Genomic DNA, 23,507 nt, shown 5'->3' with positions numbered 1-23,507 from the left:
ATTCTGGTCTGAACCCCGCTGACCCGGCGGCCTGTGTGCCGTTGTTCCGTGTCAGTGGTGGCGCATTATAGGGAGTTATTTCTGCCTGACAAGAGGAAATTTAAAATAATTTTCTGAGTGTCTCTTTTTTCATCAACAGCGGGCTTAACGTGCCATAAAATAAGCAAATTGCCGTTATTGCAACTGCAATCACACTTCCAGGTGGCATACTAATAACCAAACGAAAGAGAAAGGAAGAACATTCATGCCTTTAAGCGCACAACAATTAGCCGCACAGAAAAATCTATCCTATGTTCTGGCTGAAAAGCTGGCGCAGCGGATATTAAAGGGTGACTACGCCCCCGGTACGATTCTTCCCGGCGAAATAGAACTGGGCGAGCAGTACGGCGTAAGTCGAACGGCAGTTCGCGAAGCGGTGAAAACGTTGACGGCTAAAGGTATGGTGCTACCCCGTCCGCGCATTGGTACGCGGGTGATGCCGCAGGGAAACTGGAACTTTCTGGATCAAGAGCTGCTGACCTGGTGGATGACGGAAGAAAATTTTCATCAGGTGGTAGATCATTTTCTGGTGATGCGTATTAGCCTGGAGCCGCAAGCTTGCCTGCTGGCGGCGACTCTTGGCACACCGGAGCAGAAAGCGCGGCTTAATGCCTTAATGGAAGAGATGGTCGCGCTGAAAAAGCATTTTAAGCGTGAACGCTGGATTGAAGTGGATATGGCGTGGCACGAGCATATCTACGAAATGAGCGCCAATCCCTTTCTAATCTCTTTTGCTACGCTATTTCATTCGGTTTATCACACTTACTTTACCTCAATCACCTATAACGAGGTGGTAAAGCTGGATTTGCACCAGGCCATTGTTGATGCCATCGCTGATGGCGACGGCGAACGCGCTTTCCAGGCCTGTCAGGCGTTGTTAATAGCGCCCAATGAGAGACCAGATAATTAACAGGATATTGAATGACCAGCAAAAAAGCGCGCAGTATGGCTGGCCTGCCGTGGATCGCGGCGATGGCCTTCTTTATGCAGGCGCTAGACGCCACCATTTTGAATACCGCTTTACCGGCTATTGCGCATAGTCTTAACTGTTCACCACTCGCCATGCAGTCCGCTATTATCAGTTATACCCTGACAGTAGCCATGTTAATTCCGGTAAGCGGCTGGCTGGCTGACCGCTTCGGTACGCGTCGCGTCTTTATGGTTGCCGTAAGTCTGTTTACGTTAGGCTCGCTGGCCTGCGCGCTCTCCAGTTCACTATCTGAATTGGTTATTTTTCGCGTCGTACAAGGCGTCGGCGGAGCGATGATGATGCCAGTGGCGCGACTGGCGTTATTGCGAGCCTATCCGCGTAGTGAGCTGCTGCCCGTTCTTAACTTTGTCACTATGCCGGGGCTGGTAGGTCCGATTCTGGGGCCGGTATTAGGCGGCGTACTGGTGACCTAGGCAAGCTGGCACTGGATCTTCCTGATTAATATTCCCATTGGGGTTGCAGGCATTCTGTATGCCCGCAAATATATGCCCAACTTCACCACGCCGCGTCGCAAGTTTGACATGACCGGCTTCTTTCTTTTTGGGTTAAGTCTGGTTTTATTTTCCAGCGGAATGGAACTGTTTGGCGAAAAGATTGTGGCGACATGGATCGCATCCGCCATTATTTTTTGCAGTATCGTTCTACTATTGGCCTATATCCGCCACGCCCGCCGTCATCCGACACCGTTAATATCACTATCGCTGTTTAAGACACGCACATTTTCCGTTGGCATTGCCGGCAACCTCGCCACGCGTCTGGGGACAGGCTGCGTACCTTTTTTGATGCCGTTAATGCTACAGGTTGGTTTTGGCTACCCGGCTCTGATCGCCGGCTGCATGATGGCGCCGACGGCTTTGGGTTCTATTATCGCGAAATCGACCGTAACGCAGGTTTTACGACGTTTGGGATACAGGAAGACGCTGGTCGGCATTACGGTATTTATCGGTCTGATGATTGCCCAGTTTTCGTTTCAATCTCCCGCTATGCCGATCTGGATGCTCGTACTGCCGCTATTCATTCTTGGAATGGCGATGTCCACTCAATTTACGGCAATGAATACGATTACTCTTGCGGATCTGACGGACGATAACGCCAGCAGCGGCAACAGCGTTCTGGCAGTTACGCAGCAATTGTCTATCAGTTTAGGCGTGGCGATCAGCGCGGCGGTGTTACGTATTTATGAAGGTTTTGCGGGCACCAGTACCGTGGAACAGTTCCACTATACCTTTATCACGATGGGGGCGATCACTATCGTGTCCGCGCTGATGTTTATGCTGCTAAGAGCCAAAGACGGCAACAATCTGATTAAAGAACGGCATAAATCTAAACCGACCCACGCACCGTCAAAACCGGAGTAAGCTGAAGTCGCTGTTGTTGCAAGGCGGGCTGCGCCATCCGATGAATCAACACATCAATAGCAAGCTCGCCCAATTCATCTTTCGGCTGATGGATAGTCGTCAGCGGCGGCGTCATATAGCGCGCTAGCTCAATATCATCATAGCCAATGACTGCCATATCTTGCGGGATACGAAGCCCCGCCTGATATAGCGCCTGATAGGCGCCGACAGCCATCGCATCGTTTCCGGTAAAAACCGCTTGCGGTCGCTGTTGATGGGCGAGTAACGCCTGCATGGCGTCAAAGCCGCCGCCAAATTCAAAATCGCCGGTGATCTCATAGCCTTGCGGAATAGCCAGCCCTGCGCGTTTCATCGCCGCCCGATACCCTTCCAGCCGCAAACGCGCAGGCGTTTTGTCCAGCGGGCCGGTAATACAGGCTATTCGGGTAAATCCTTTATCGATAAGGTGTTGGGTCGCAAGATCGCCGCCTAACAACGAATTATCCTGAATGAGATCGCTATCGCCCTCACCATCAAACGGCGACCAGTCCATCATGACGGTAGGAATAGACGGATAACGTTCCATGATTTCACGAGAAGGCTGATGCGTTTCAGTACACAGCAGCAGTAAACCGTCTACCCGTTTTTGCATCAGCGTCTCTAGGTTGCGGTTCATCCGTTGCTCATCGCCTTCGGTATTACACAGCACCAGACTATAACCGCGCTCAAAACAGCTTCGCTCAACGCCGCGCACCAGTTCGGAATAAAAAGGGTTGGTACTGGCGGTAATCAGCATACCAATCGTGCGGGTCTGGTTTAACTTGAGGCTTCGCGCCAGCGCGGAAGGCGCATAGTTAAGTGATTTAATCGCCGCTTCAACTTTTTCAGTAATCGTCTCACTCACAAAGCGATCTTTGTTAATAACGTGAGAGACCGTCGATGTAGAGACTCCCGCCAGGCGGGCAACATCTTTCATAGTAGCCAAGCGTTACCCCTGCTGATGTAAAAACGCTTCTATCTCTTCGCGCCACGGAACGGAAGGTTGCGCGCCTTTACGCGTTACGGCAATCGCGGCGGCGGCATGGGCAAAGCGAATCGCTTCCGGCAACGGCGTCTCCTCCAGTATCGCGGTGATAAAGGCGCCGTTAAACGTATCTCCGGCGGCAATGGTATCGACAGCCTCAACGCTAAATCCAGGAACGCGGCGACCCTCGCCGTTTACGCTGGCCCAGACGCCACGGCTTCCTAAGGTAATTAATACGGTTCGAATGCCTTTATCATGTAAAACCTGCGCAGCTTTCGCGACATCGTCGTCATTTTCCACACGCACGCCCGTCAGCTTTTCAGCTTCCGTTTCATTTGGCGTGATGATGTCCACCAGCGCCAGCAGTTCATCCGGTAACTCACGGGCAGGTGCCGGGTTAAGCGCAACAGTAGTATGATGTTGATGGGCGATTTTCGCCGCCGCCAGTACGCTTTCCAGCGGCGATTCCAGCTGCATCAGTAACGCATCCGCCTGCGCGATACGTTCACGTTGCGCATCAACCAACGCCGGCGATAACGCGGCATTCGCTCCGGCATGAATACCGATGACGTTCTCGCCTTCGCCATTAACGAAAATCAGCGCTACCCCGGTAGACTCGCCTTTAATGACGCTAACTGGCGCGATATCAATACGATCGCTGACTAATTGTTTACGAATACTGTCGCCAATATCGTCATCGCCCGTGCAGGCGATAAACGCAATATTTGCCCCGCTACGTCCCGCAGCAACCGCCTGATTCGCGCCTTTCCCGCCAAACGCGACCTGATAATGGCTACCGGTTACCGTTTCACCCGGGGTAGGGAAGGACTCAAGATTAAGGATATGATCGGCATTAATGCTGCCAAGGACGATGAGATTACCTGCGGTTTTCATATTCGGGGTTCCACGTCAAAGTGCGCCACCGGTTAGGGTGGCGCGTGCCCTGCTTTTCTTTTTTTACGTTCACCTCAGCGGAGGCTCGCGTATTTCTGTCGCCATCAGGCCATAGTTGACCCGTGTCGTTTATTACTGCTTGATGACCAGTTTCAGGTCAACCGGATATTTGGCCTGAACTTTTTCGCCTTTCAGCACCTTATCCGCTACTTCAACGCCTTTGGCGCCGATTTGATCCGGTAACTGAGCGATAGTCGCTGCCAGTTTGCCATCTTTTACGGCCTTTTCGCCATCCGGCGTACCGTCAAATCCAACCACCATCACATCTGCTTTACCGGCAGTTTGCAGCGCGCGCAGTGCGCCCAGCGCCATTTCATCGTTCTGGGCGAAGACAGCCTGAACATCCGGATGCGCGGTCAGCAGGTTCTGCATGACGTTCAGACCTTTAGTACGGTCGAAATCGGCAGGCTGGCTGGCCAGGACATTAAATTTGTGGGCGGCTACCGCCTGCTGGAAACCTTCGCCACGCTCACGCGCCGCAGATGTTCCGGCAATGCCTTGCAGCTCAATCACTTTGGCGCCTTCGCCAGCTTTTTTCGCGATATAGTCGCCAGCGATCTTACCGCCCAGCACGTTATCAGACGCGATATGGCTGACGACATCGCCTTTGGTTGCCTGGCGGTCAAGCGTGATAACCGGAATCTTCGCCTGGTTCGCCATCTTCACCGCGTTACCCACCGCATCGGAGTCAGTCGGGTTGATCAGCAAAATTTTGGTCCCGCGAACGGTTAAATCCTGCACGTTCGCCAGCTCTTTGGCAGGGTTGTTCTGGGAGTCCAGCACCACCAGGTTATAACCCAGTTTATCCGCCTCTTTTTGCGCCCCGTCTTTTAACGACACGAAGAAGGGATTATTGAGGGTAGAGATCACCAGCGCAATGGTGTCTTTCGCCATTGCATTCGCGCTCACGGTGGCGCTCAGCGCAACAGCAGATACCAGGGTAGCCAGTTTTTTCATGTTCATATTTCAGATGTCCTGTAGTCGTTGTTACTGCTTTTTGTTGTCTACCAGTACCGCCAGCAAAATCACCACCGCTTTGACGATCATCTGGTAATAGGAGGAAACACCTAACAAATTCAAACCATTATTAAGGAAGCCGAGAATCAATGCGCCGATCAATGTCCCAACAATGCGCCCTTTACCACCTGCAAGGCTGGTGCCGCCCAGCACCACGGCGGCAATAGCATCCAGCTCATAGCCGGTACCCGCCGTCGGCTGCGCGGAAGAGAGGCGCGCCACTTCAATGATGCCCGCCAGCGATGCTGTCAGGCCGCAAAGTGAATAGACGATAATTTTCACTTTGCTCACGCTAATGCCAGACAGACGCGTCGCCGCTTCGTTACCGCCCAGCGCGTAGATATAGCGTCCCAGACGGGTGTGATGCAGCATATACCAGGCGGCGATAAAGACGATAGCCATGATCCAGACCGGCGTAGGAACGCCCAGCGGACGACCGATACCGAACCAGCCAAACAGATCGGCGTTATCGGTAAAGCCGGTGTTGACCGGGCTACCGTCGGTGTAAACCATCGTCACGCCACGCAGTAGCAGCATCATCACCAGCGTAGCGATAAACGCCTGTACGCGGCCCTTCGCGACGATAACGCCAGTGACGGCGCCAATCGCAGCGCCCAGCGCCAGCGCGGCGGCAACCGCGACCAGCGCATTCACTTCAACGCCGACGATTGAAGCGGCAACCGCACCGGTGAGTGCCAGCAGGGAACCGACGGACAGATCGATCCCCGATGTCAGAATCACCAACGTCATCCCCACCGCCATAATGGCGTTGACGGAGGTCTGTTGAAGAATATTGAACAGATTATTAACGGTAAAAAAGTTGGGGCTCAACGTCGAAACAATCGCGATCAACACCAGCAGGGCAATGAGCGACTTCTGCTCAAGAAGCCACGCTTTAGTGAAATAACGGCGACCAGAAACAGCCTGGGTTGTCATCTTTTTTACTCCTGATTCACGCGATTAAGCTTGCCCACTGCGGCAGCCATTAACACTTCCTGGGTGGCCTGCTCGCGAGTAAATTCACCGCTGAGATGCCCTTCATGCATGACGATGATGCGATCGCTCATGCCTAATACTTCTGGCATCTCAGATGAGACCAGAATGATGCTCAGGCCGTCGGCCTTAAACTGGTTGATAAGCTGGTAAATCTCTTTCTTGGCGCCGACGTCCACGCCGCGGGTCGGCTCGTCGAGAATGAGCACTTTCGGGCGCGTCATCAACCCGCGGGCAATCGCCACTTTTTGCTGATTACCGCCAGAAAGCAGGCCTATCGCCTGTTCCATTGACGGCGTCTTGACGTTGAACAGACGGATAAAATCCCCCACCGCCTGCTGCTCATCTTTGTGTTTCAGGCTTCCGCCAGCGCGACTGAAATAATCCAGCGCAGTCAGCGACATATTCTCTTTAACTGACATGCCGAGCACCAGTCCATCGCGCTTACGGTCTTCAGAGATATAAACGATGCCATTGGCCAGCCCGTCCTGCGGAGAACGCGTCACCACTTCGTGTCCCTCGAGCGTCACGTAACCGCTGGTTCGCGGCATCGCGCCGTACAATACTTTCATCAGCTCAGTGCGACCGGTGCCCATCAGGCCGGAGATGCCAAGAATCTCGCCTTTTCGCAGCACAAAAGAGACATCGTTCACGCCCGGTCCGCACAGATTATCGACCTTCAGGCGAATCTCACCCGGCGCGTTATCCAGATGCGGGTACTGATCTTCCAGCTTACGTCCCACCATCATTTCGATAAGAGAATCTTCGGTCAACGTGGCCACTTCACGCTCGGCGATAAATTGCCCATCGCGGAAGACCGTCACGTCATCGCAAATTTCGAAAATCTCTTTCATACGGTGAGAGATATAGACAATGCCGCGCCCCTGCGATTTTAATTCGCGGATAACGCGGAACAGAGAGTCGGTTTCAGTGTCGGTCAGCGCATCGGTCGGTTCATCCATAATGATGACTTTGGATTCGAAGCTCAGCACTTTGGCGATTTCCACCATTTGCTGATCGCCGATAGAGAGTTCGCCCACCAGCTTATCGCTCTTAAAGCGCAGATTGAGTTTGGCTAAGAGGTGGTCGGCTTCGGCATACATCTTTTTCCAGTCGATTTTACCAAAGCGATTCACAAACTCACGGCCCAGGAAGATGTTTTCCGCAATGGTCAACTGCGGAATCAGGTTCAGTTCCTGATGAATAATGCCGATCCCGGCTTCCTGAGACGATTTAGGCCCATTAAAGGTGGTCTCTTTACCCAGCCATAACAACGATCCCGCATCTCGCGTATAGATGCCGGTTAATACTTTCATCATGGTGGATTTTCCGGCGCCGTTTTCCCCCACCAGCGCCATAACGCGGCCAGGATAAACGTTTAACGCGGCGCCGGAGAGAGCCTTCACGCCGGGGAACGCTTTATCGATCCCTTTGAGTTGCAGTAATGCGTCCATAGCGGCCTCAGAAAGTGACGCCAGCGCAAATAATGACGTTCGCATACGGGGAACACTCCCCGCTGCGAATCACTGCCTGACTGTCTGCAGTCAATTTTTTGAATTGTTCGTGTGTCGTATAACTAATTTTTATGGTGTTTCCCTGGTGTTGCTGCAGTTGCTCAAGGTGAGTGAGCAACGTTTCGTGGAGCTGCGGATTCTGTTGTTTGATTTCCGTTGCAAGAATCGCCGCCTCAACCTGCATTTCCCAGGTCACGACATCCACCACCTGCATAAAAGAAGGTACGCCCTGGGTTAGTGCCATATCGATACGCGCAGTGCTATTCGGGATGGGTAAACCCGCATCACAGACCACCAGAGTATCAGTATGCCCCAGACGGGAAATGACCGACGAGATTTCAGAGTTGAGTACGGTGCCTTTCTTCATTTTTCTGCTCCACTAGCGAAACGTTTCGCTGGCCGCAGTGTAACCCTGGATGTGTTCATAAAACCATCATGACGTAACAGAATTGTGATCGCCGTCGAAACGTTTCGCTAGCGGAAATCAGGTGAAGATAATCGCCCAATGGCGATTATCTTGTGGGAATCTACGGATTGGCCAGGCCGGGTAAGCCAATGCGGCCCCCGGCATGTTGATGAGAGGTTAAATCTCGACCTGCGTACCTAACTCAATCACGCGGTTAGGCGGGATCTCGAACTGATCCGGCGCGCGCAGGGCGTTGCGTTGCAACAACAAATACAGCTTGCCGCGCAGACGCAAATACCACGGGCGTTTGCCGACAATCAACGACTCGTGCGACATAAAGAACGACGTTTCCATCATCCGACAGCTAAGGCCTTCCAGACCGCAGCGGTGGAACACCTCTTCAACGTTTAGCGTTTCGCGCCAGCCGTAGCTGGCCACCACGCGCCAGAATGTCGGAGACAACTGCTCAATCTGCACCCGGCGAACGTTATGCACATAAGGCGCATCTTCCGTACGCAACGTCAGTAAGATTACGCGCTCATGCAACACTTTGTTGTGCTTCAGGTTATGCAATAAAGCAAAAGGGATCACACTGAGCGCGCGCGACATGTATACGGCAGTACCCGGCACCCGAACCGGCGGTGACTTCTCCAGTGAAGCAATCATCGCTTCCAGCGAATTACCGTGTTCATGCATACGACGCAACAGACGGAAACGCTCGCTCTTCCAGGTGGTCATGATCGTGAACATGATCAGACCCAGGCTCAGCGGCAGCCAACCGCCGGACAACAATTTGTCGAGGTTAGCCGAGAACAGCGGGATATCCACGCACAGGAATGCGATGAGGATCAGCGCGACAAAATATTTGTTCCAGTGCCAGTTCTTACGCGCCACGGTCGTAGAAAGAATAGACGTCAGCACCATCGTGCCGGTCACGGCGATGCCATAGGCCGCCGCCAGGTTGCTGGAGTGCTCAAAGCTAACAATAACAACCACGACCGCGAAATAAAGCAGCCAGTTAACGAAAGGGATGTAGATCTGACCGGACTCCATCTCGGAGGTATGGATAATGCGCATTGGCGACAAATAGCCAAGACGCACGGCCTGACGCGTCAGCGAAAAGACGCCGGAAATTACCGCCTGGGAGGCGATCACCGTCGCCAGCGCGGCCAGAATCAGCAGCGGAATTAACGCCCAGTCCGGCGCCAACAGGAAGAAGGGGTTTTTAATCGCTTCCGGATGCTTTAGTAGCAATGCACCCTGACCAAAGTAGTTCAGTACTAACGACGGCAATACCACGGTAAACCACGCCAGGCGAATCGGGAACTTACCGAAGTGTCCCATATCGGCGTACAACGCCTCTACGCCGGTAATCGACAGCACCACCGCGCCCAACGCAATAAACGATACGGTTTTATATTCAAGGAAAAAACGTACCGCCCAGACAGGATTCAGCGCATGTAACACTTCGGGATTGGCGATAATACTGCGTAGGCCAAGTACCGCCAGGATTAAAAACCAGGTCAGCATGATCGGCGCAAAGAGTTTTCCTACCATTCCCGTACCGTGCTTCTGAATCATAAACAACAGAGTCAGCACAATAATGGAGAGCGGGACAATCCAGGTATCCAGCTGCGGCGCGACAATCTCCAGGCCTTCAATCGCCGACATCACCGAAATCGCCGGCGTAATGACCACTTCGCCATAGAAAAAGCTGCCGCCTATCAGTCCCATGATAACTAACATGGATGTGGTGCGCGCCGAGGTATTACGCCCGGCAAGCGACATCAGCGTCAAAATTCCACCTTCACCCGCGTTATCGGCGCGCATCACGAAGGTGAGATATTTGATGGAAACCACAAAGATGAGTAGCCAGAAGATCAGCGACAGAAAACCAAACACGGCATCTCGTTCAACGCCAAAACCAAACTGACCGGACAAACATTCACGAAGCGTATAAAGCGGGCTGGTACCAATATCACCGTAGACAACCCCAATAGCTGCGAGGGTAATCGCAGGCAACGATTGCTTATTATCAGTGCTCATAGACTCATCTTTCGTTTATACACGTCACCCTTCACGCTACCTCCTTGTCGACTGCATTCGCTTACCCCAGTCACACGTTTAAGTCAGTGCCAGGGGATTCACTCCTTTGCCGCCTTGATGTAGTTTGAATGAATGAGTGTATAGATATGAAATGTGTGCTTAGTCCCTTGGCCCACAAAAAAGCGCACAGTATGCACGATTAATCATAAAATCGTACCCCTAAATGAAGCCAGATTAACCTGGCTCAAAGAAAAATAAACAGCGCGTCAGAAGATTACAGCCCCGGTGGTGAAACGTCTATACTCGCAATTAGCATGATCCATTTGTCGAAAGGACGCCTCTTTATTATGGCTCACCCACATTTATTAGCGGAAAGAATTTCCCGTCTGAGCAGCGCCCTTGAGAAGGGGCTGTATGAACGTAGTCACGCCATACGCCTGTGCCTACTGGCGGCGTTAAGCGGTGAGAGCGTCTTTTTGTTGGGCCCGCCCGGTATCGCCAAGAGTCTGATTGCCCGCCGCCTGAAGTTTGCTTTCCAGCGCGCCCGCGCTTTTGAATATCTGATGACACGCTTTTCCACGCCGGAAGAGGTGTTTGGCCCGCTCTCTATTCAGGCGCTGAAAGATGAAGGTCGCTATGAACGCTTAACGACCGGCTACCTTCCCGAAGCCGAAATCGTTTTTCTGGATGAAATCTGGAAAGCCGGGCCCGCTATCCTGAACACATTGCTGACCGCCATTAACGAACGCCATTTCCGCAACGGCGCGTTTGAGGAAAAAATCCCGATGCGGCTACTGGTGGCGGCCTCTAACGAACTGCCCGAAGCGGACAGCAGCCTGGAAGCCTTGTACGACCGAATGTTGATTCGCCTGTGGCTGGATAAAGTTCAGGATAAAGCCAATTTCCGCTCCATGCTGGTTAGTCAGCAGGATGAGAGTGATAACCCGGTCCCCGCCTCGTTACAGGTTAGCGACGAAGAATATCAACAGTGGCAAAAAGATATCGGCGCGATTTCACTGCCTGATCCGGTCTTTGAGCTGATATTTACTCTGCGCCAACAGCTGGATAATTTGCCGAATGCGCCTTATGTCTCCGACCGTCGCTGGAAGAAAGCCATCCGCCTGTTACAGGCCAGCGCCTTCTTTAGCGGACGCGACGCGGTTGCGCCGATTGACCTTATCCTGCTAAAAGATTGCTTGTGGTATGACGCGCAGAGTCTGAATCTCATGCAACAGCAACTGGAAATATTGATGACCGGACACGCCTGGCAGCAGCAGGCCATGCTGACTCGCCTCGGCGGTATCGTCCAGCGCCGCCTCCAGTTGCAGCAACAGCAAAGCGATAAAACCGCCTTCACCGTCATTAAAGAAGGCGGTATGTTCAGCCGTCGCCCGCATTACACTTTACCGCCGGAAGCCAGTGCGTCAACGTTGACGTTATTGCTACAAAAACCGCTAAAACTGCATGATATGGAAGTGATCCATATTACCTTTGACCGCAGCGCGCTGGAACTTTGGCTGACCAAAGGCGGCGAGATCCGCGGCAAACTGAACGGGATCGGCTTTGCCCAAACGCTGAATATGGAAGTCGATAACGCTCAACATCCGGTGGTGCGCGACATCAGTCTACAAGGTACCCGTCTGGCGTTACCGGGAGCGGCTGAAGACAGTATGCCTGCGGAGATCAAACAGCAGCTGGAAACGTTAGAAAACGACTGGCGCCAGCAGCATACCCGCTTCAGCGAGCAGCAACATTGCCTGTTTATTCACAGCGACTGGTTAGGGCGCATTGAGGCCAGCCTGCAGGATGTAGGAGAACAGATCCGCCAGGCGCAACAATGCTGACGCTGGATACGCTAAATACCATGCTGGCCGTCAGCGAAGAGGGAATGGTCGAAGAGATGATCCTCGCGCTACTGGCTTCCCCACAGCTGGTCATTTTCTTTGAAAAGTTTCCACGTTTAAAAAACGCCGTGACCGCCGATCTCCCGCGCTGGCGGGAAGCGCTACGCAGCCGTCTTAAAGACGCACGCGTTCCGCCGGAACTCACGGAAGAGGTCATGTGTTATCAGCAAAGCCAACTTCTCTCTACCCCACAGTTCATCGTGCAACTGCCGCAAATACTGGCGTTGCTTCATCGCCTGCATTCACCGTATGCCGCGCAGGCGAAGCAGTTGACGGAGAGCAACAGTACCTTTACCCCTGCGCTACACACGCTTTTTTTGCAACGCTGGCGGTTAAGTCTGGTCGTGCAGGCCACCACGTTAAACCAGCAACTACTGGAAGAAGAGCGCGAGCAGTTGCTGAGTGACGTACAGGAACGGATGACGCTGAGCGGGCAACTGGAACCGACGTTGGCGGAAAATGATAATGCCGCAGGCCGCCTGTGGGATATGAGCGCGGGCCAGCTTAAACGTGGTGATTATCAACTGATCGTAAAATACGGCGAATTTCTCGCCGCCCAGCCGGAGCTAATGCAACTGGCGGAACAACTGGGACGTTCGCGGGAAGCCAAATCGGTACCGAAAAAAGACGCGCCGATGGAAACCTTTCGTACACTGGTACGCGAACCCGCAACGGTGCCGGAGCAGGTTGACGGTATTCAGCAAGGCGATGATATTCTGCGCCTGTTGCCGCCAGAGCTGGCGACGCTCGGCATCACCGAGCTGGAATATGAATTTTACCGCCGGTTAGTGGAAAAACAGCTCCTCACCTATCGCCTGCATGGCGAAGCGTGGCGTGAGAAAGTGACCGAACGGCCGGTAGTACACCAGGATGTCGACGAGCAGCCGCGCGGACCGTTTATTGTCTGCGTCGATACTTCAGGCTCGATGGGAGGATTTAACGAGCAGTGCGCAAAAGCGTTCTGCCTGGCGTTGATGCGCGTTGCGCTGGCGGATAACCGCCGCTGCTTTATTATGCTGTTTTCCACTGACGTTGTGCGTTATGAACTCTCCGGCCCGGAAAGTATTGAGCAGGCCATCCGCTTTTTAAGTCAACGTTTTCGCGGCGGCACGGATATCGCCAGCTGTTTTCGCGCCATTATTGAAAGAATGCAGGGACGGGAATGGTTTGATGCCGATGCGGTGGTCATTTCGGATTTTATCGCCCAGCGCTTGCCGGATGACGTGGTGAGCAAAGTGGGAGAGTTGCAGCGTCTTCACCAGCATCGATTCCATGCGGTGGCGATGTCGGCGCACGGCAAACCCGGCATCATGCGCATTTTCGATCATATCTGGCGCTTTGACACCGGGATGCGAAGCCGCCTGCTGAGACGCTGGCGACGCTAACGGCTTATAAAATAGCAGGAATGCTTTCGCGAACCTGCGCGGGCCATACGCCGCACTGCACCTGACCAATATGCGGCAATTGCAGCAGCAACATCGTCAGACGCGACTGCCCAATCCCGCCGCCGATGGTCTGCGGCATTTCGCCGCGCAGCAGCGCCTGATGCCACTCCAGTTGCAGGCGATCTTCATCACCGGTCAACGCCAGCTGACGCATCAGCGTATCGGCATCTACGCGGATACCCATAGAGGAAAGCTCAAACGCATCTTCCAGCACCGGGTTCCACACTAGGATATCGCCGTTCAGACCAGCGTAGCCCAGCTCAGATGCGGAGCTCCAGTCATCATAATCCGGCGCGCGTACATCATGGCGGCGGCCATCGCTCAGTTTACCGCCGATCCCCACCAGGAAAACGGCGCCAAGTTCTTTGGCGATCGCGCGTTCGCGCCCTTTCGCATCCAGATCCGGGAAACGCGCCAGCAGTTCCTGACTGTGAACAAAATGGATCTGATCCGGCAGGAACGGCGCCAGACCAAACTGTTTATGCACTTCCGCTTCCGTCGCCTTAATGCCTGCCCATATAGCCTCTACTGTGCTTTTCAGGGTGGAAAATTGGCGCTCGCCATCGCCCATGACACGCTCCCAGTCCCACTGATCCACATAGACCGAGTGGAGCGGAGAGAGTCGGTCTTCATCGGGGCGAAGGGCTTTCATGTGCGTGTACAGCCCTTCGCCCGCGCTGAAGTCATGTTGCCCCAGGGTTTGACGTTTCCACTTCGCCAGTGAATGCACCACTTCGAACTGGGCGTCAGGCAACGCTTTCACTTTTACCTGCACCGCTTTTTCACAGCCGGACAAATTATCCTGCGTACCATCCCCTACGCGACTCAGGATCGGCGCCTGGACCTCAATCAGACCCAGACGCTCCTCTAGCTGGCGAGAGAAATGTGATTTCACGAAGCTAATTTGACGTTGTTTGGCAATGTAAGCGGTTTTCATTTTTTTACTCCTGCGTCCTGTTGCCTATGATTAAGCAACAAAACGAGAGCACTATTCAATAATCAACAGATAAAAAGCTAACTTCGATTTTGATTCGTTAAAAATAATGGCTAAAATAGAGATAATCATTAATCTGCATAAGAAAAAGCGATGGAAAATTATCAGATCGACAATCTGGACCGCGGCATACTTGACGCCTTAATGGAAAATGCCCGCACCGCCTACGCCGAACTGGCCAAACAATTTGGCGTTAGCCCTGGAACCATTCATGTTCGCGTCGAGAAAATGAAGCAGGCCGGGATCATTACGGGCGCACGGATTGACGTCAGCCCTAAACAACTGGGCTACGATGTAGGCTGCTTTATTGGCATCATCCTCAAAAGCGCCAAAGACTATCCCTCCGCACTGGCCCGGCTGGAAAGCCTGGATGAGGTGACGGAAGCGTATTACACCACCGGTCACTACAGCATCTTTATAAAAGTGATGTGCAAATCAATTGACGCGCTTCAGCACGTACTTATCAACAAGATCCAAACAATTGATGAAATTCAGTCCACTGAGACACTGATCGTCTTGCAGAACCCGATCATGCGCACCATCAAGCCATGATCGGCTTTTTTAATCCCACATTTTTCCACAGGTAGATCCCAGCTCGTTCACAGAGTACAATGCAGCCTCTTTACCTGAGCGAGCGATCAATGGCAGACATTACTCTTATCAGCGGCAGCACCCTGGGCGGCGCCGAATACGTCGCGGAACATCTGGCGGAAAAGCTGGAAGCTGCCGGTTTTTCAACCGAAACGGTGCACGGTCCGTTATTAGAGGATCTGTCAACTTCCGGGATCTGGCTGATAATCAGCTCAACGCACGGCGCCGGAGACATTCCGGACAACCTGACCCCTTTCTATGAAGACCTTCAGACGCAGAAACCCGATCTTTCCGCGGTACGTTTCGGCGCAATTGGCATTGGCAGTCGAGAATACGACACGTTTTGCGGCGCGATTGAGAAAATAGAAGCGGAACTGAAAGGCGCTGGCGCAAAACAGGTTGGGGAAACACTGAAGATCAACATCCTTGAACATGAGATTCCGGAAGATCCAGCGGAGATTTGGCTCGGATCCTGGATTAATTTACTCAAATAAGTGTAAAGATCGTGCGATCTATTGTGGATAAATATGGTGAAAAGCTTGGATCAACCGGTAGTTATCCAAAGAATAACCTTTGTTCACTTTTTGAGTTGTGTATAAGTACCCGTTTTGATCCCAGCTTATACGGGCCACGATCACCGATCATTCACAGCTAGTGATCCTTTCCAACGCATTGATCTTTATTACAGGATCCGGGTTATCCACAGCCTGGTGCGATCCTAATAAGAGATCACAATAGAACAGATCTCTAAATAAAAAGATCTTCTTTTTAATAGCCCGGATCCCGGGGCTTTCTCCATCGGCTAAAGTTGAGTAGAATCCACCGCCCGGGCTTCAATCCATTTTCACACCGCGTTATGCGAGGCAATTACCATGTTTTATCAGGATCCTTTTGACGTCATTATTATTGGCGGGGGTCATGCAGGCACTGAGGCCGCGATGGCCGCAGCGCGTATGGGTCAACAGACTCTGCTTTTGACACACAATATTGACACGTTGGGGCAGATGAGCTGCAACCCGACGATCGGCGGTATTGGCAAGGGACATCTGGTAAAAGAGGTGGATGCGCTCGGCGGTCTGATGGCGAAAGCGATCGATCAGGCAGGTATTCAGTTTAAGATACTAAACGCCAGCAAAGGTCCGGCCGTTCGCGCTACCCGAGCTCAGGCGGATCGAGTCTTATATCGCCAGGCGGTACGTATCGCGCTGGAGAATCAGCCGAATCTGATGATCTTCCAGCAAGCGGTTGAAGATCTGATTGTCGAAAACGATCGCGTTGTCGGCGCCGTGACCCAAATGGGGCTCAAATTCCGCGCGAAAGCGGTGGTGCTGACCGTCGGGACTTTCCTGGACGGCAAAATTCATATTGGTCTGGATAACTACAGCGGCGGTCGTGCTGGCGATCCGCCATCCATCCCGCTGTCTCGCCGTCTGCGTGAGCTTCCGCTACGCGTCAGCCGCCTGAAAACCGGCACACCGCCGCGTATTGATGCGCGTACTATCGATTTCAGCGTGTTGGCTCAACAGCATGGCGATAACCCGATGCCGGTTTTCTCGTTTATGGGGAATGCTTTTCAGCATCCGCAACAGGTGCCGTGTTACATCACGCATACCAATGAGAAAACCCATGACGTGATTCGTAATAACCTCGATCGTAGCCCAATGTACGCTGGCGTGATCGAAGGGATCGGCCCACGCTACTGTCCTTCGATCGAAGACAAGGTGATGCGTTTTGCCGATCGTAACCAGCATCAGATCTTCCTTGAGCCGGAAGGACTGACCTCTAACGAGATTTACCCTAACGGTATCTCCACCAGCCTGCCGTTTGACGTGCAGATGCAGATTGTCCGTTCCATGCAGGGCATGGAGAACGCGAAGATCGTTCGCCCTGGTTACGCGATTGAGTATGATTTCTTCGACCCGCGAGATCTGAAACCGACTCTGGAAAGTAAATTTATTCACGGCCTGTTCTTTGCTGGTCAAATCAACGGTACTACCGGCTATGAAGAGGCTGCGGCGCAGGGCTTGCTCGCTGGTCTGAATGCCGCGCGTCTTTCCGCCGACAAAGAGGGCTGGGCGCCTGCGCGTTCTCAGGCTTATCTCGGCGTGCTGGTGGACGATCTCTGTACGCTGGGCACCAAAGAGCCGTATCGCATGTTTACCTCCCGCGCCGAATATCGCCTGATGCTGCGTGAGGACAACGCCGATCTGCGTCTGACCGAAATGGGCCGCGAGCTGGGTCTGGTGGATGATGAACGCTGGGCGCGCTTCAACGAGAAGCTGGAAAATATCGAACGCGAACGTCAGCGGCTGAAATCGACATGGGTAACGCCGTCTGCGGAATCCGCTGATGAAGTGAATGCGCATTTGACCACGCCACTCTCCCGTGAGGCCAGCGGCGAAGATCTGTTGCGTCGTCCGGAAATGACATATGCGCAGCTCACTTCGCTTGCCGCATTCGCGCCTGCGCTTGAAGATGAGCAAGCCGCTGAACAGGTGGAAATCCAGGTCAAATACGAAGGCTATATCGCTCGCCAGCAGGATGAGATTGAAAAACAACTACGTAACGAGAATACGTTGCTGCCTGCCACGCTGGATTATCGTCAGGTTTCCGGTCTGTCGAACGAAGTTATCGCCAAGCTGAACGATCATAAACCGGCGTCTATCGGCCAGGCATCGCGTATCTCCGGCGTTACGCCAGCGGCAATCTCCATTCTGCTGGTATGGCTGAAAAAACAAGGTATGCTGCGTCGTAGCGCTTGATAACACTAATTTGGCGGGGGCGCTTCGCTTGCCCGCCCTACAAATTTGTAGGCCCGATAAGCGAAAGCGCATCGGGCATTTGATTATTAACAGGTAATGACCGTGCTCAACAAACTCTCTCGTCTGCTGGCTGATGCCGGTATTTCTCTTACCGATCACCAGAAAACGCTGCTGGTCGCCTACGTTGATATGCTGCACAAATGGAACAAAGCATACAACCTGACGTCAGTGCGGGATCCCAACGAAATGTTGGTACGCCATATTCTCGACAGCATAGTCGTTGCGCCGTATCTGCAGGGACAGCGTTTTATCGATGTAGGAACAGGACCGGGGCTGCCGGGCATCCCGCTGGCTATTGTTCTCCCTGACGCGCATTTCACCTTACTCGACAGCCTGGGCAAGCGGGTACGTTTTCTGCGTCAGGTCCAGCACGAACTGAAACTGGAAAACATCACGCCGGTTCAAAGCCGCGTTGAAGCCTATCCCTCCGAACCGCCGTTTGATGGCGTTATCAGCCGCGCTTTCGCATCGTTGAATGATATGGTGAGCTGGTGTCACCATCTGCCGGGAGAGAAAGGACGTTTTTATGCCTTAAAAGGGCAATTGCCAGGGGATGAAATTGCCTCACTACCTGACAATTTTAGCGTCGAATCTGTTGAAAAATTACGCGTTCCGCAACTGGAAGGCGAGCGGCATCTGGTGATTATTAAGTCAAACAAAGTTTAATTTTTATCAAAAAAAATAGAAAAAACGACGCGGCTTGTGTTAAAAATCGACAGGTATAACGCATTTCAGAGTTGTTACATTTAACTCTGGATTTACGGTTTCGTTTCAACATGACAACGTCGCTTCTTTTGTTAAAACAGAGAGTAATCAACTTTGTAAATATCAGTCTGCTAAAAATCGAATCGAAAAATCACTTTTGCTTGTTAAATTTTTATTATAAATGTCAATGGGGCGTTTTTAAGGTGTAAGCTGGTATTTTTAAAACAGTACCTGGTTTTACGCTTAAATATCAAAAAGATGAAAAGGCATGAATTGACACGTAAATGAATTGCGTAAGCATGAATATGTTTAATGTGTGATCTGGTGCACGCTTTATCGCCAGTGTTTTCGCGCTATTTGCAGTTTTGTACGATCGTTCACACTTTAGCTAAAAGTTAAAAATGCGGGCCAGAGAAAAATATTTAAACATTTATTCACCTTTTGGCTACTTATTGTTTGAAATCACGGGGGCGCACCGTATAATTTGACCGCTTTTTGATGCTTGACTCTAAGTCTTAAAGAACGTTTTATACGACACGCGGCATACCTCGAAGTGAGCAGGAGTAAAAACGTGATGCCTGTGTCGCTCGTGAGTCGAAACGTTGCTCGTAAGCTTCTGTTCATTCAGTTTCTGGCGGTAATAGCAAGTGGATTGCTGTTTTGCCTCAAAGACCCCTTCTGGGGCATCTCCGCAGTATGTGGGGGATTGGCAGTGGCACTGCCTAATATGTTGTTTATGATATTTGCCTGGCGTCACCAGGCGCATACACCTGCTAAGGGCCGTGTGTCCTGGACTTTCGCCTTCGGTGAAGCCTTCAAGGTGTTAGCGATGCTGGTTTTACTGGTGGTGGCGTTGGCGGTTTTAAAGGCGGTGTTTTTGCCGCTGATCGTTACGTGGGTTTTGGTGCTGGTGGTTCAGATACTGGCGCCGGCTGTAATTAACAACAAAGGGTAAAAGGCATCATGGCTTCAGAAAATATGACGCCGCAGGAATACATAGGACACCATCTGAATAACCTTCAGCTGGACCTGCGTACTTTCTCGCTGGTGGATCCGCAGAACCCCCCAGCCACCTTCTGGACGCTCAATATTGACTCCATGTTCTTCTCGGTGGTGCTGGGTCTGTTGTTTCTGGTGATGTTCCGTAGCGTTGCTAAAAAAGCGACCAGCGGCGTGCCAGGCAAGTTTCAGACCGCGATTGAGCTGATAGTCGGCTTTGTGCATGGCAGCGTCAAAGACATGTACCATGGCAAAAGCAAGCTGATTGCGCCGCTGGCCCTGACGATTTTCGTCTGGGTATTCCTTATGAACCTGATGGACTTACTGCCTATCGACCTGCTGCCGTATATCGCTGAGCATTGGCTGGGTCTGCCGGCAACGCGCGTGGTGCCGTCTGCTGACGTCAACATCACCCTGTCGATGGCGCTGGGCGTATTCATCCTTATTCTGTTCTACAGCATCAAAATGAAAGGCATCGGCGGCTTCGCAAAAGAGTTGACGCTGCAGCCGTTCAATCACTGGGCGTTCATTCCTGTCAACTTAATCCTTGAAGGGGTAAGTCTGCTGTCCAAACCGGTTTCTCTCGGTCTGCGACTGTTCGGCAACATGTATGCCGGTGAGCTGATTTTCATTCTGATTGCTGGTCTGTTGCCGTGGTGGTCACAGTGGATTCTGAATGTGCCGTGGGCCATTTTCCACATCCTGATTATTACGCTGCAAGCCTTCATTTTCATGGTTCTGACGATTGTCTATCTGTCGATGGCGTCCGAAGAGCATTAATTTACCAACACTACTACGTTTTAACTGAAACAAACTGGAGACTGTCATGGAAAACCTGAATATGGATCTGCTGTACATGGCTGCCGCTGTGATGATGGGTCTGGCGGCAATCGGTGCTGCGATCGGTATCGGCATCCTCGGGGGTAAATTCCTGGAAGGCGCGGCGCGTCAACCTGATCTGATTCCTCTGCTGCGTACTCAGTTCTTTATCGTTATGGGTCTGGTGGATGCTATCCCGATGATCGCTGTAGGTCTGGGTCTGTACGTGATGTTCGCTGTCGCGTAGTAAGCGTTGCTTGAATTAAGAGCAATATCAGAAGGTTAACTAGATAGAGGCATTGTGCTGTGAATCTTAACGCAACAATCCTCGGCCAGGCCATCGCGTTTATTCTCTTTGTCTGGTTTTGCATGAAGTACGTATGGCCGCCGTTAATGGCAGCCATCGAGAAACGTCAGAAAGAAATTGCTGACGGTCTCGCTTCTGCTGAACGAGCACATAAGGATCTTGACCTTGCAAAGGCCAGCGCGACCGACCAGCTGAAAAAAGCGAAAGCGGAAGCTCAGGTAATCATCGAGCAGGCAAACAAACGCCGCGCTCAGATCCTGGACGAAGCCAAAACTGAAGCAGAGCAGGAACGTACTAAAATCGTGGCGCAGGCGCAGGCGGAAATTGAAGCCGAGCGTAAACGTGCCCGTGAAGAGCTGCGTAAGCAAGTTGCTATCCTGGCTGTTGCTGGCGCCGAGAAGATCATCGAACGTTCCGTGGATGAAGCTGCTAACAGCGACATCGTGGATAAACTTGTCGCTGAACTGTAAGGAGGGAGGGGCTGATGTCTGAATTTGTTACGGTAGCTCGCCCCTACGCCAAAGCAGCTTTTGACTTTGCCGTTGAACACCAAAGTGTAGAGCGCTGGCAGGATATGCTGGCGTTTGCCGCCGAGGTAACCAAGAACGAACAAATGGCAGAGCTTCTCTCTGGCGCGCTGGCGCCGGAAACGCTCGCTGAGTCGTTTATCGCAGTCTGCGGTGAGCAGTTAGACGAAAACGGTCAGAACCTGATTCGGGTGATGGCTGAAAATAATCGTCTGAACGCGCTCCCGGATGTTCTGGAGCAGTTTATTCATCTGCGTGCCGCCAGTGAAGCTACCTCCGAGGTAGAAGTTACGTCGGCAACCGCATTGAGTGAAGAGCAGCTTTCGAAAATCAGCGCCGCGATGGAAAAACGTCTGTCACGCAAAGTGAAGCTGAATTGCAAAATCGATAAGTCTGTAATGGCAGGCGTTATCATCCGGGCGGGTGATATGGTCATTGATGGCAGCGTACGCGGCCGTCTTGAGCGCCTTGCAGACGTCTTGCAGTCTTAAGGGGACTGGAGCATGCAACTGAATTCCACCGAAATCAGCGAACTGATCAAGCAGCGCATTGCTCAGTTCAATGTGGTGAGCGAAGCTCACAACGAAGGTACTATTGTTTCTGTTAGTGACGGTGTTATCCGCATTCACGGCTTGGCCGATTGTATGCAGGGTGAAATGATCTCCCTGCCGGGTAACCGTTACGCTATCGCACTGAACCTGGAGCGCGACTCCGTGGGTGCGGTAGTCATGGGTCCATACGCTGACCTTGCCGAAGGCATGAAGGTTAAATGTACGGGTCGTATCCTGGAAGTTCCGGTTGGCCGCGGTCTGCTGGGACGTGTGGTAAACACCCTGGGTGCGCCAATCGACGGTAAAGGTCCGGTTGATAATGACGGCTTCTCTGCCGTTGAAGCGATTGCGCCGGGCGTTATCGATCGTCAGTCTGTCGATCAGCCGGTGCAGACCGGCTATAAAGCCGTTGACTCCATGATCCCAATCGGTCGTGGTCAGCGTGAACTGATCATCGGTGACCGTCAGACCGGTAAAACCGCGCTGGCTATCGACGCCATCATCAACCAGCGCGACTCCGGCATCAAATGTATCTATGTCGCTATCGGCCAGAAAGCGTCCACCATCTCTAACGTGGTGCGTAAACTGGAAGAGCACGGCGCGCTGGCTAACACCATTGTTGTGGTGGCGACCGCGTCCGAATCCGCTGCGCTGCAATATTTGGCGCCGTATGCCGGTTGCGCAATGGGCGAATACTTCCGTGACCGCGGTGAAGATGCGCTGATCATTTACGATGACCTGTCTAAACAGGCTGTTGCTTACCGTCAGATCTCCCTGCTGCTCCGTCGTCCGCCAGGACGTGAAGCATTCCCGGGCGACGTATTCTACCTCCACTCTCGTCTGCTGGAGCGTGCTGCGCGTGTTAACGCCGACTACGTCGAAGCCTTCACTAAAGGTGAAGTGAAAGGGAAAACCGGTTCACTGACTGCGCTGCCGATTATCGAAACGCAGGCAGGTGACGTTTCCGCGTTCGTTCCGACCAACGTAATTTCCATTACCGATGGTCAGATCTTCCTGGAATCTAACCTGTTTAACGCCGGTATTCGTCCTGCGGTTAACCCGGGTATCTCGGTATCCCGTGTAGGTGGCGCAGCCCAGACCAAGATCATGAAAAAACTGTCCGGAGGTATTCGTACCGCGCTGGCGCAGTATCGTGAACTGGCGGCGTTCTCTCAGTTTGCATCCGACCTTGACGATGCCACCCGTAAACAGCTTGACCACGGTCAGAAAGTGACCGAACTGCTGAAACAGAAACAGTATGCGCCGATGTCCGTCGCGCAGCAGTCTCTGGTTCTGTTCGCAGCAGAACGTGGTTATCTGGCGGATGTCGAACTGGCGAAAATCGGTAGCTTCGAAGCCGCACTGCTGGCTTACGTCGACCGTGATCACGCTCCGCTGATGCAAGAGATCAACCAGTCCGGTGGCTATAACGACGAAATCGAAGGCAAGCTGAAAGGCATCCTCGATTCCTTCAAAGCAACCCAGTCCTGGTAACGTCTGGCGGCTTGCCTTAGGGCAGGCC

General features: G+C 52.6%; 21 protein-coding genes and 1 pseudogene. 14 read left to right on the top strand and 8 right to left on the bottom strand.

The genetic code is table 11. From position 1 onward, the window contains the following. Positions 1 to 244: 244 nt before the first annotated feature. Both AAYN39_RS00360 and mdtD read left to right on the top strand, forming a co-directional pair. A complete protein-coding gene (locus AAYN39_RS00360; RefSeq protein WP_001131144.1) occupies positions 245 to 949 on the top strand; it encodes a FadR/GntR family transcriptional regulator in 705 nt (234 codons plus the stop codon). A gap of 11 nt (positions 950 to 960) precedes the next feature. Next, a pseudogene (gene mdtD, locus AAYN39_RS00355) lies at positions 961 to 2,388 on the top strand (multidrug transporter subunit MdtD). Here mdtD and rbsR read toward each other — a convergent pair. The 7 genes from rbsR to kup all read right to left on the bottom strand — a co-directional run bounded on the left by rbsR (position 2,354) and on the right by kup (position 10,321). Then, positions 2,354 to 3,352, bottom strand: a complete 999-nt coding sequence (gene rbsR, locus AAYN39_RS00350; RefSeq protein ID WP_000224487.1) for a ribose operon transcriptional repressor RbsR — start codon at positions 3,350 to 3,352, stop codon at positions 2,354 to 2,356. The pseudogene mdtD and the gene rbsR overlap by 35 nt on opposite strands. Positions 3,353 to 3,355: 3 nt before the next feature. Continuing rightward, positions 3,356 to 4,285: a ribokinase gene (rbsK, locus tag AAYN39_RS00345; protein ID WP_000844732.1), complete on the bottom strand. Its 930-nt coding sequence runs from the start codon at positions 4,283 to 4,285 to the stop codon at positions 3,356 to 3,358. A gap of 132 nt (positions 4,286 to 4,417) precedes the next feature. Further along, positions 4,418 to 5,308, bottom strand: coding sequence for a ribose ABC transporter substrate-binding protein RbsB (gene rbsB / locus AAYN39_RS00340; protein WP_001056260.1), 891 nt, complete (start codon positions 5,306 to 5,308; stop codon positions 4,418 to 4,420). A gap of 24 nt (positions 5,309 to 5,332) precedes the next feature. Beyond that, positions 5,333 to 6,298: a ribose ABC transporter permease gene (rbsC, locus tag AAYN39_RS00335; protein WP_000211345.1), complete on the bottom strand. Its 966-nt coding sequence runs from the start codon at positions 6,296 to 6,298 to the stop codon at positions 5,333 to 5,335. 5 nt (positions 6,299 to 6,303) lie between these two features. Then, on the bottom strand, positions 6,304 to 7,809 hold the full coding sequence (rbsA, locus tag AAYN39_RS00330; protein ID WP_000339360.1) for a ribose ABC transporter ATP-binding protein RbsA: 1,506 nt from the start codon (positions 7,807 to 7,809) through the stop codon (positions 6,304 to 6,306). Between the two features lie 7 nt (positions 7,810 to 7,816). Then, complete coding sequence (gene rbsD, locus AAYN39_RS00325) at positions 7,817 to 8,236, bottom strand: D-ribose pyranase (RefSeq protein WP_000715950.1); 420 nt, start codon at positions 8,234 to 8,236, stop codon at positions 7,817 to 7,819. A gap of 216 nt (positions 8,237 to 8,452) precedes the next feature. Next, a complete protein-coding gene (gene kup, locus AAYN39_RS00320; RefSeq protein WP_000102337.1) occupies positions 8,453 to 10,321 on the bottom strand; it encodes a low affinity potassium transporter Kup in 1,869 nt (622 codons plus the stop codon). Positions 10,322 to 10,668: 347 nt separating this feature from the next. On the opposite strand from kup, the gene ravA reads away from it, so the two are divergent. Further along, entirely contained in the window at positions 10,669 to 12,165 is a 1,497-nt protein-coding gene (ravA, locus tag AAYN39_RS00315; protein WP_000940993.1) for an ATPase RavA, read from the top strand. Next, positions 12,159 to 13,610: an ATPase RavA stimulator ViaA gene (gene viaA, locus AAYN39_RS00310; protein WP_000956591.1), complete on the top strand. Its 1,452-nt coding sequence runs from the start codon at positions 12,159 to 12,161 to the stop codon at positions 13,608 to 13,610. Before ravA ends, viaA begins: the two co-directional genes overlap by 7 nt. Before the next feature lie 4 nt (positions 13,611 to 13,614). Here the strand turns inward: viaA and asnA are convergent, their stop codons facing one another. Continuing rightward, positions 13,615 to 14,607 carry an aspartate--ammonia ligase gene (gene asnA, locus AAYN39_RS00305; protein WP_000845119.1) on the bottom strand — a complete coding sequence of 331 codons (993 nt, stop codon included), beginning with the start codon at positions 14,605 to 14,607 and terminating at the stop codon, positions 13,615 to 13,617. A 150-nt stretch (positions 14,608 to 14,757) separates the two neighbouring features. On the opposite strand from asnA, the gene asnC reads away from it, so the two are divergent. The 10 genes from asnC (at position 14,758) to atpA (ending at position 23,479) form a co-directional block, all read left to right on the top strand. Then, positions 14,758 to 15,216, top strand: a complete 459-nt coding sequence (asnC, locus tag AAYN39_RS00300) for a transcriptional regulator AsnC (RefSeq protein ID WP_000433016.1) — start codon at positions 14,758 to 14,760, stop codon at positions 15,214 to 15,216. Positions 15,217 to 15,305: 89 nt separating this feature from the next. Then, positions 15,306 to 15,749, top strand: coding sequence for an FMN-binding protein MioC (gene mioC / locus AAYN39_RS00295; RefSeq protein ID WP_000763722.1), 444 nt, complete (start codon positions 15,306 to 15,308; stop codon positions 15,747 to 15,749). A 378-nt stretch (positions 15,750 to 16,127) separates the two neighbouring features. Further along, positions 16,128 to 18,017 (top strand): tRNA uridine-5-carboxymethylaminomethyl(34) synthesis enzyme MnmG, encoded by a 1,890-nt coding sequence (gene mnmG, locus AAYN39_RS00290; protein WP_000499882.1) that lies wholly within the window; start codon positions 16,128 to 16,130, stop codon positions 18,015 to 18,017. A gap of 102 nt (positions 18,018 to 18,119) precedes the next feature. Then, positions 18,120 to 18,743, top strand: a complete 624-nt coding sequence (rsmG, locus tag AAYN39_RS00285) for a 16S rRNA (guanine(527)-N(7))-methyltransferase RsmG (RefSeq protein WP_001519938.1) — start codon at positions 18,120 to 18,122, stop codon at positions 18,741 to 18,743. Positions 18,744 to 19,356: 613 nt separating this feature from the next. Further along, positions 19,357 to 19,737, top strand: a complete 381-nt coding sequence (gene atpI / locus AAYN39_RS00280; protein ID WP_001145371.1) for a F0F1 ATP synthase subunit I — start codon at positions 19,357 to 19,359, stop codon at positions 19,735 to 19,737. A gap of 8 nt (positions 19,738 to 19,745) precedes the next feature. Continuing rightward, positions 19,746 to 20,561 (top strand): F0F1 ATP synthase subunit A, encoded by an 816-nt coding sequence (gene atpB / locus AAYN39_RS00275; RefSeq protein ID WP_000135632.1) that lies wholly within the window; start codon positions 19,746 to 19,748, stop codon positions 20,559 to 20,561. Positions 20,562 to 20,607: 46 nt separating this feature from the next. Further along, positions 20,608 to 20,847, top strand: coding sequence for a F0F1 ATP synthase subunit C (gene atpE / locus AAYN39_RS00270; protein WP_000429386.1), 240 nt, complete (start codon positions 20,608 to 20,610; stop codon positions 20,845 to 20,847). A gap of 59 nt (positions 20,848 to 20,906) precedes the next feature. After that, positions 20,907 to 21,377, top strand: a complete 471-nt coding sequence (gene atpF, locus AAYN39_RS00265) for a F0F1 ATP synthase subunit B (RefSeq protein WP_001052212.1) — start codon at positions 20,907 to 20,909, stop codon at positions 21,375 to 21,377. A gap of 14 nt (positions 21,378 to 21,391) precedes the next feature. Beyond that, positions 21,392 to 21,925, top strand: coding sequence for a F0F1 ATP synthase subunit delta (gene atpH / locus AAYN39_RS00260; protein WP_001288957.1), 534 nt, complete (start codon positions 21,392 to 21,394; stop codon positions 21,923 to 21,925). Positions 21,926 to 21,937: 12 nt separating this feature from the next. Next, on the top strand, positions 21,938 to 23,479 hold the full coding sequence (gene atpA, locus AAYN39_RS00255) for a F0F1 ATP synthase subunit alpha (RefSeq protein ID WP_001176751.1): 1,542 nt from the start codon (positions 21,938 to 21,940) through the stop codon (positions 23,477 to 23,479). Positions 23,480 to 23,507 lie beyond the last annotated feature (28 nt).

It is taken from the genome of Salmonella sp. K21076 (genome assembly GCF_039650795.1).
GTDB classification, from domain to species: Bacteria; Pseudomonadota; Gammaproteobacteria; order Enterobacterales; family Enterobacteriaceae; genus Salmonella; species Salmonella enterica.
The sequence above is the reverse complement of the archived record's forward strand: the minus strand, read 5'-3'. Positions and strand labels throughout refer to the sequence as shown.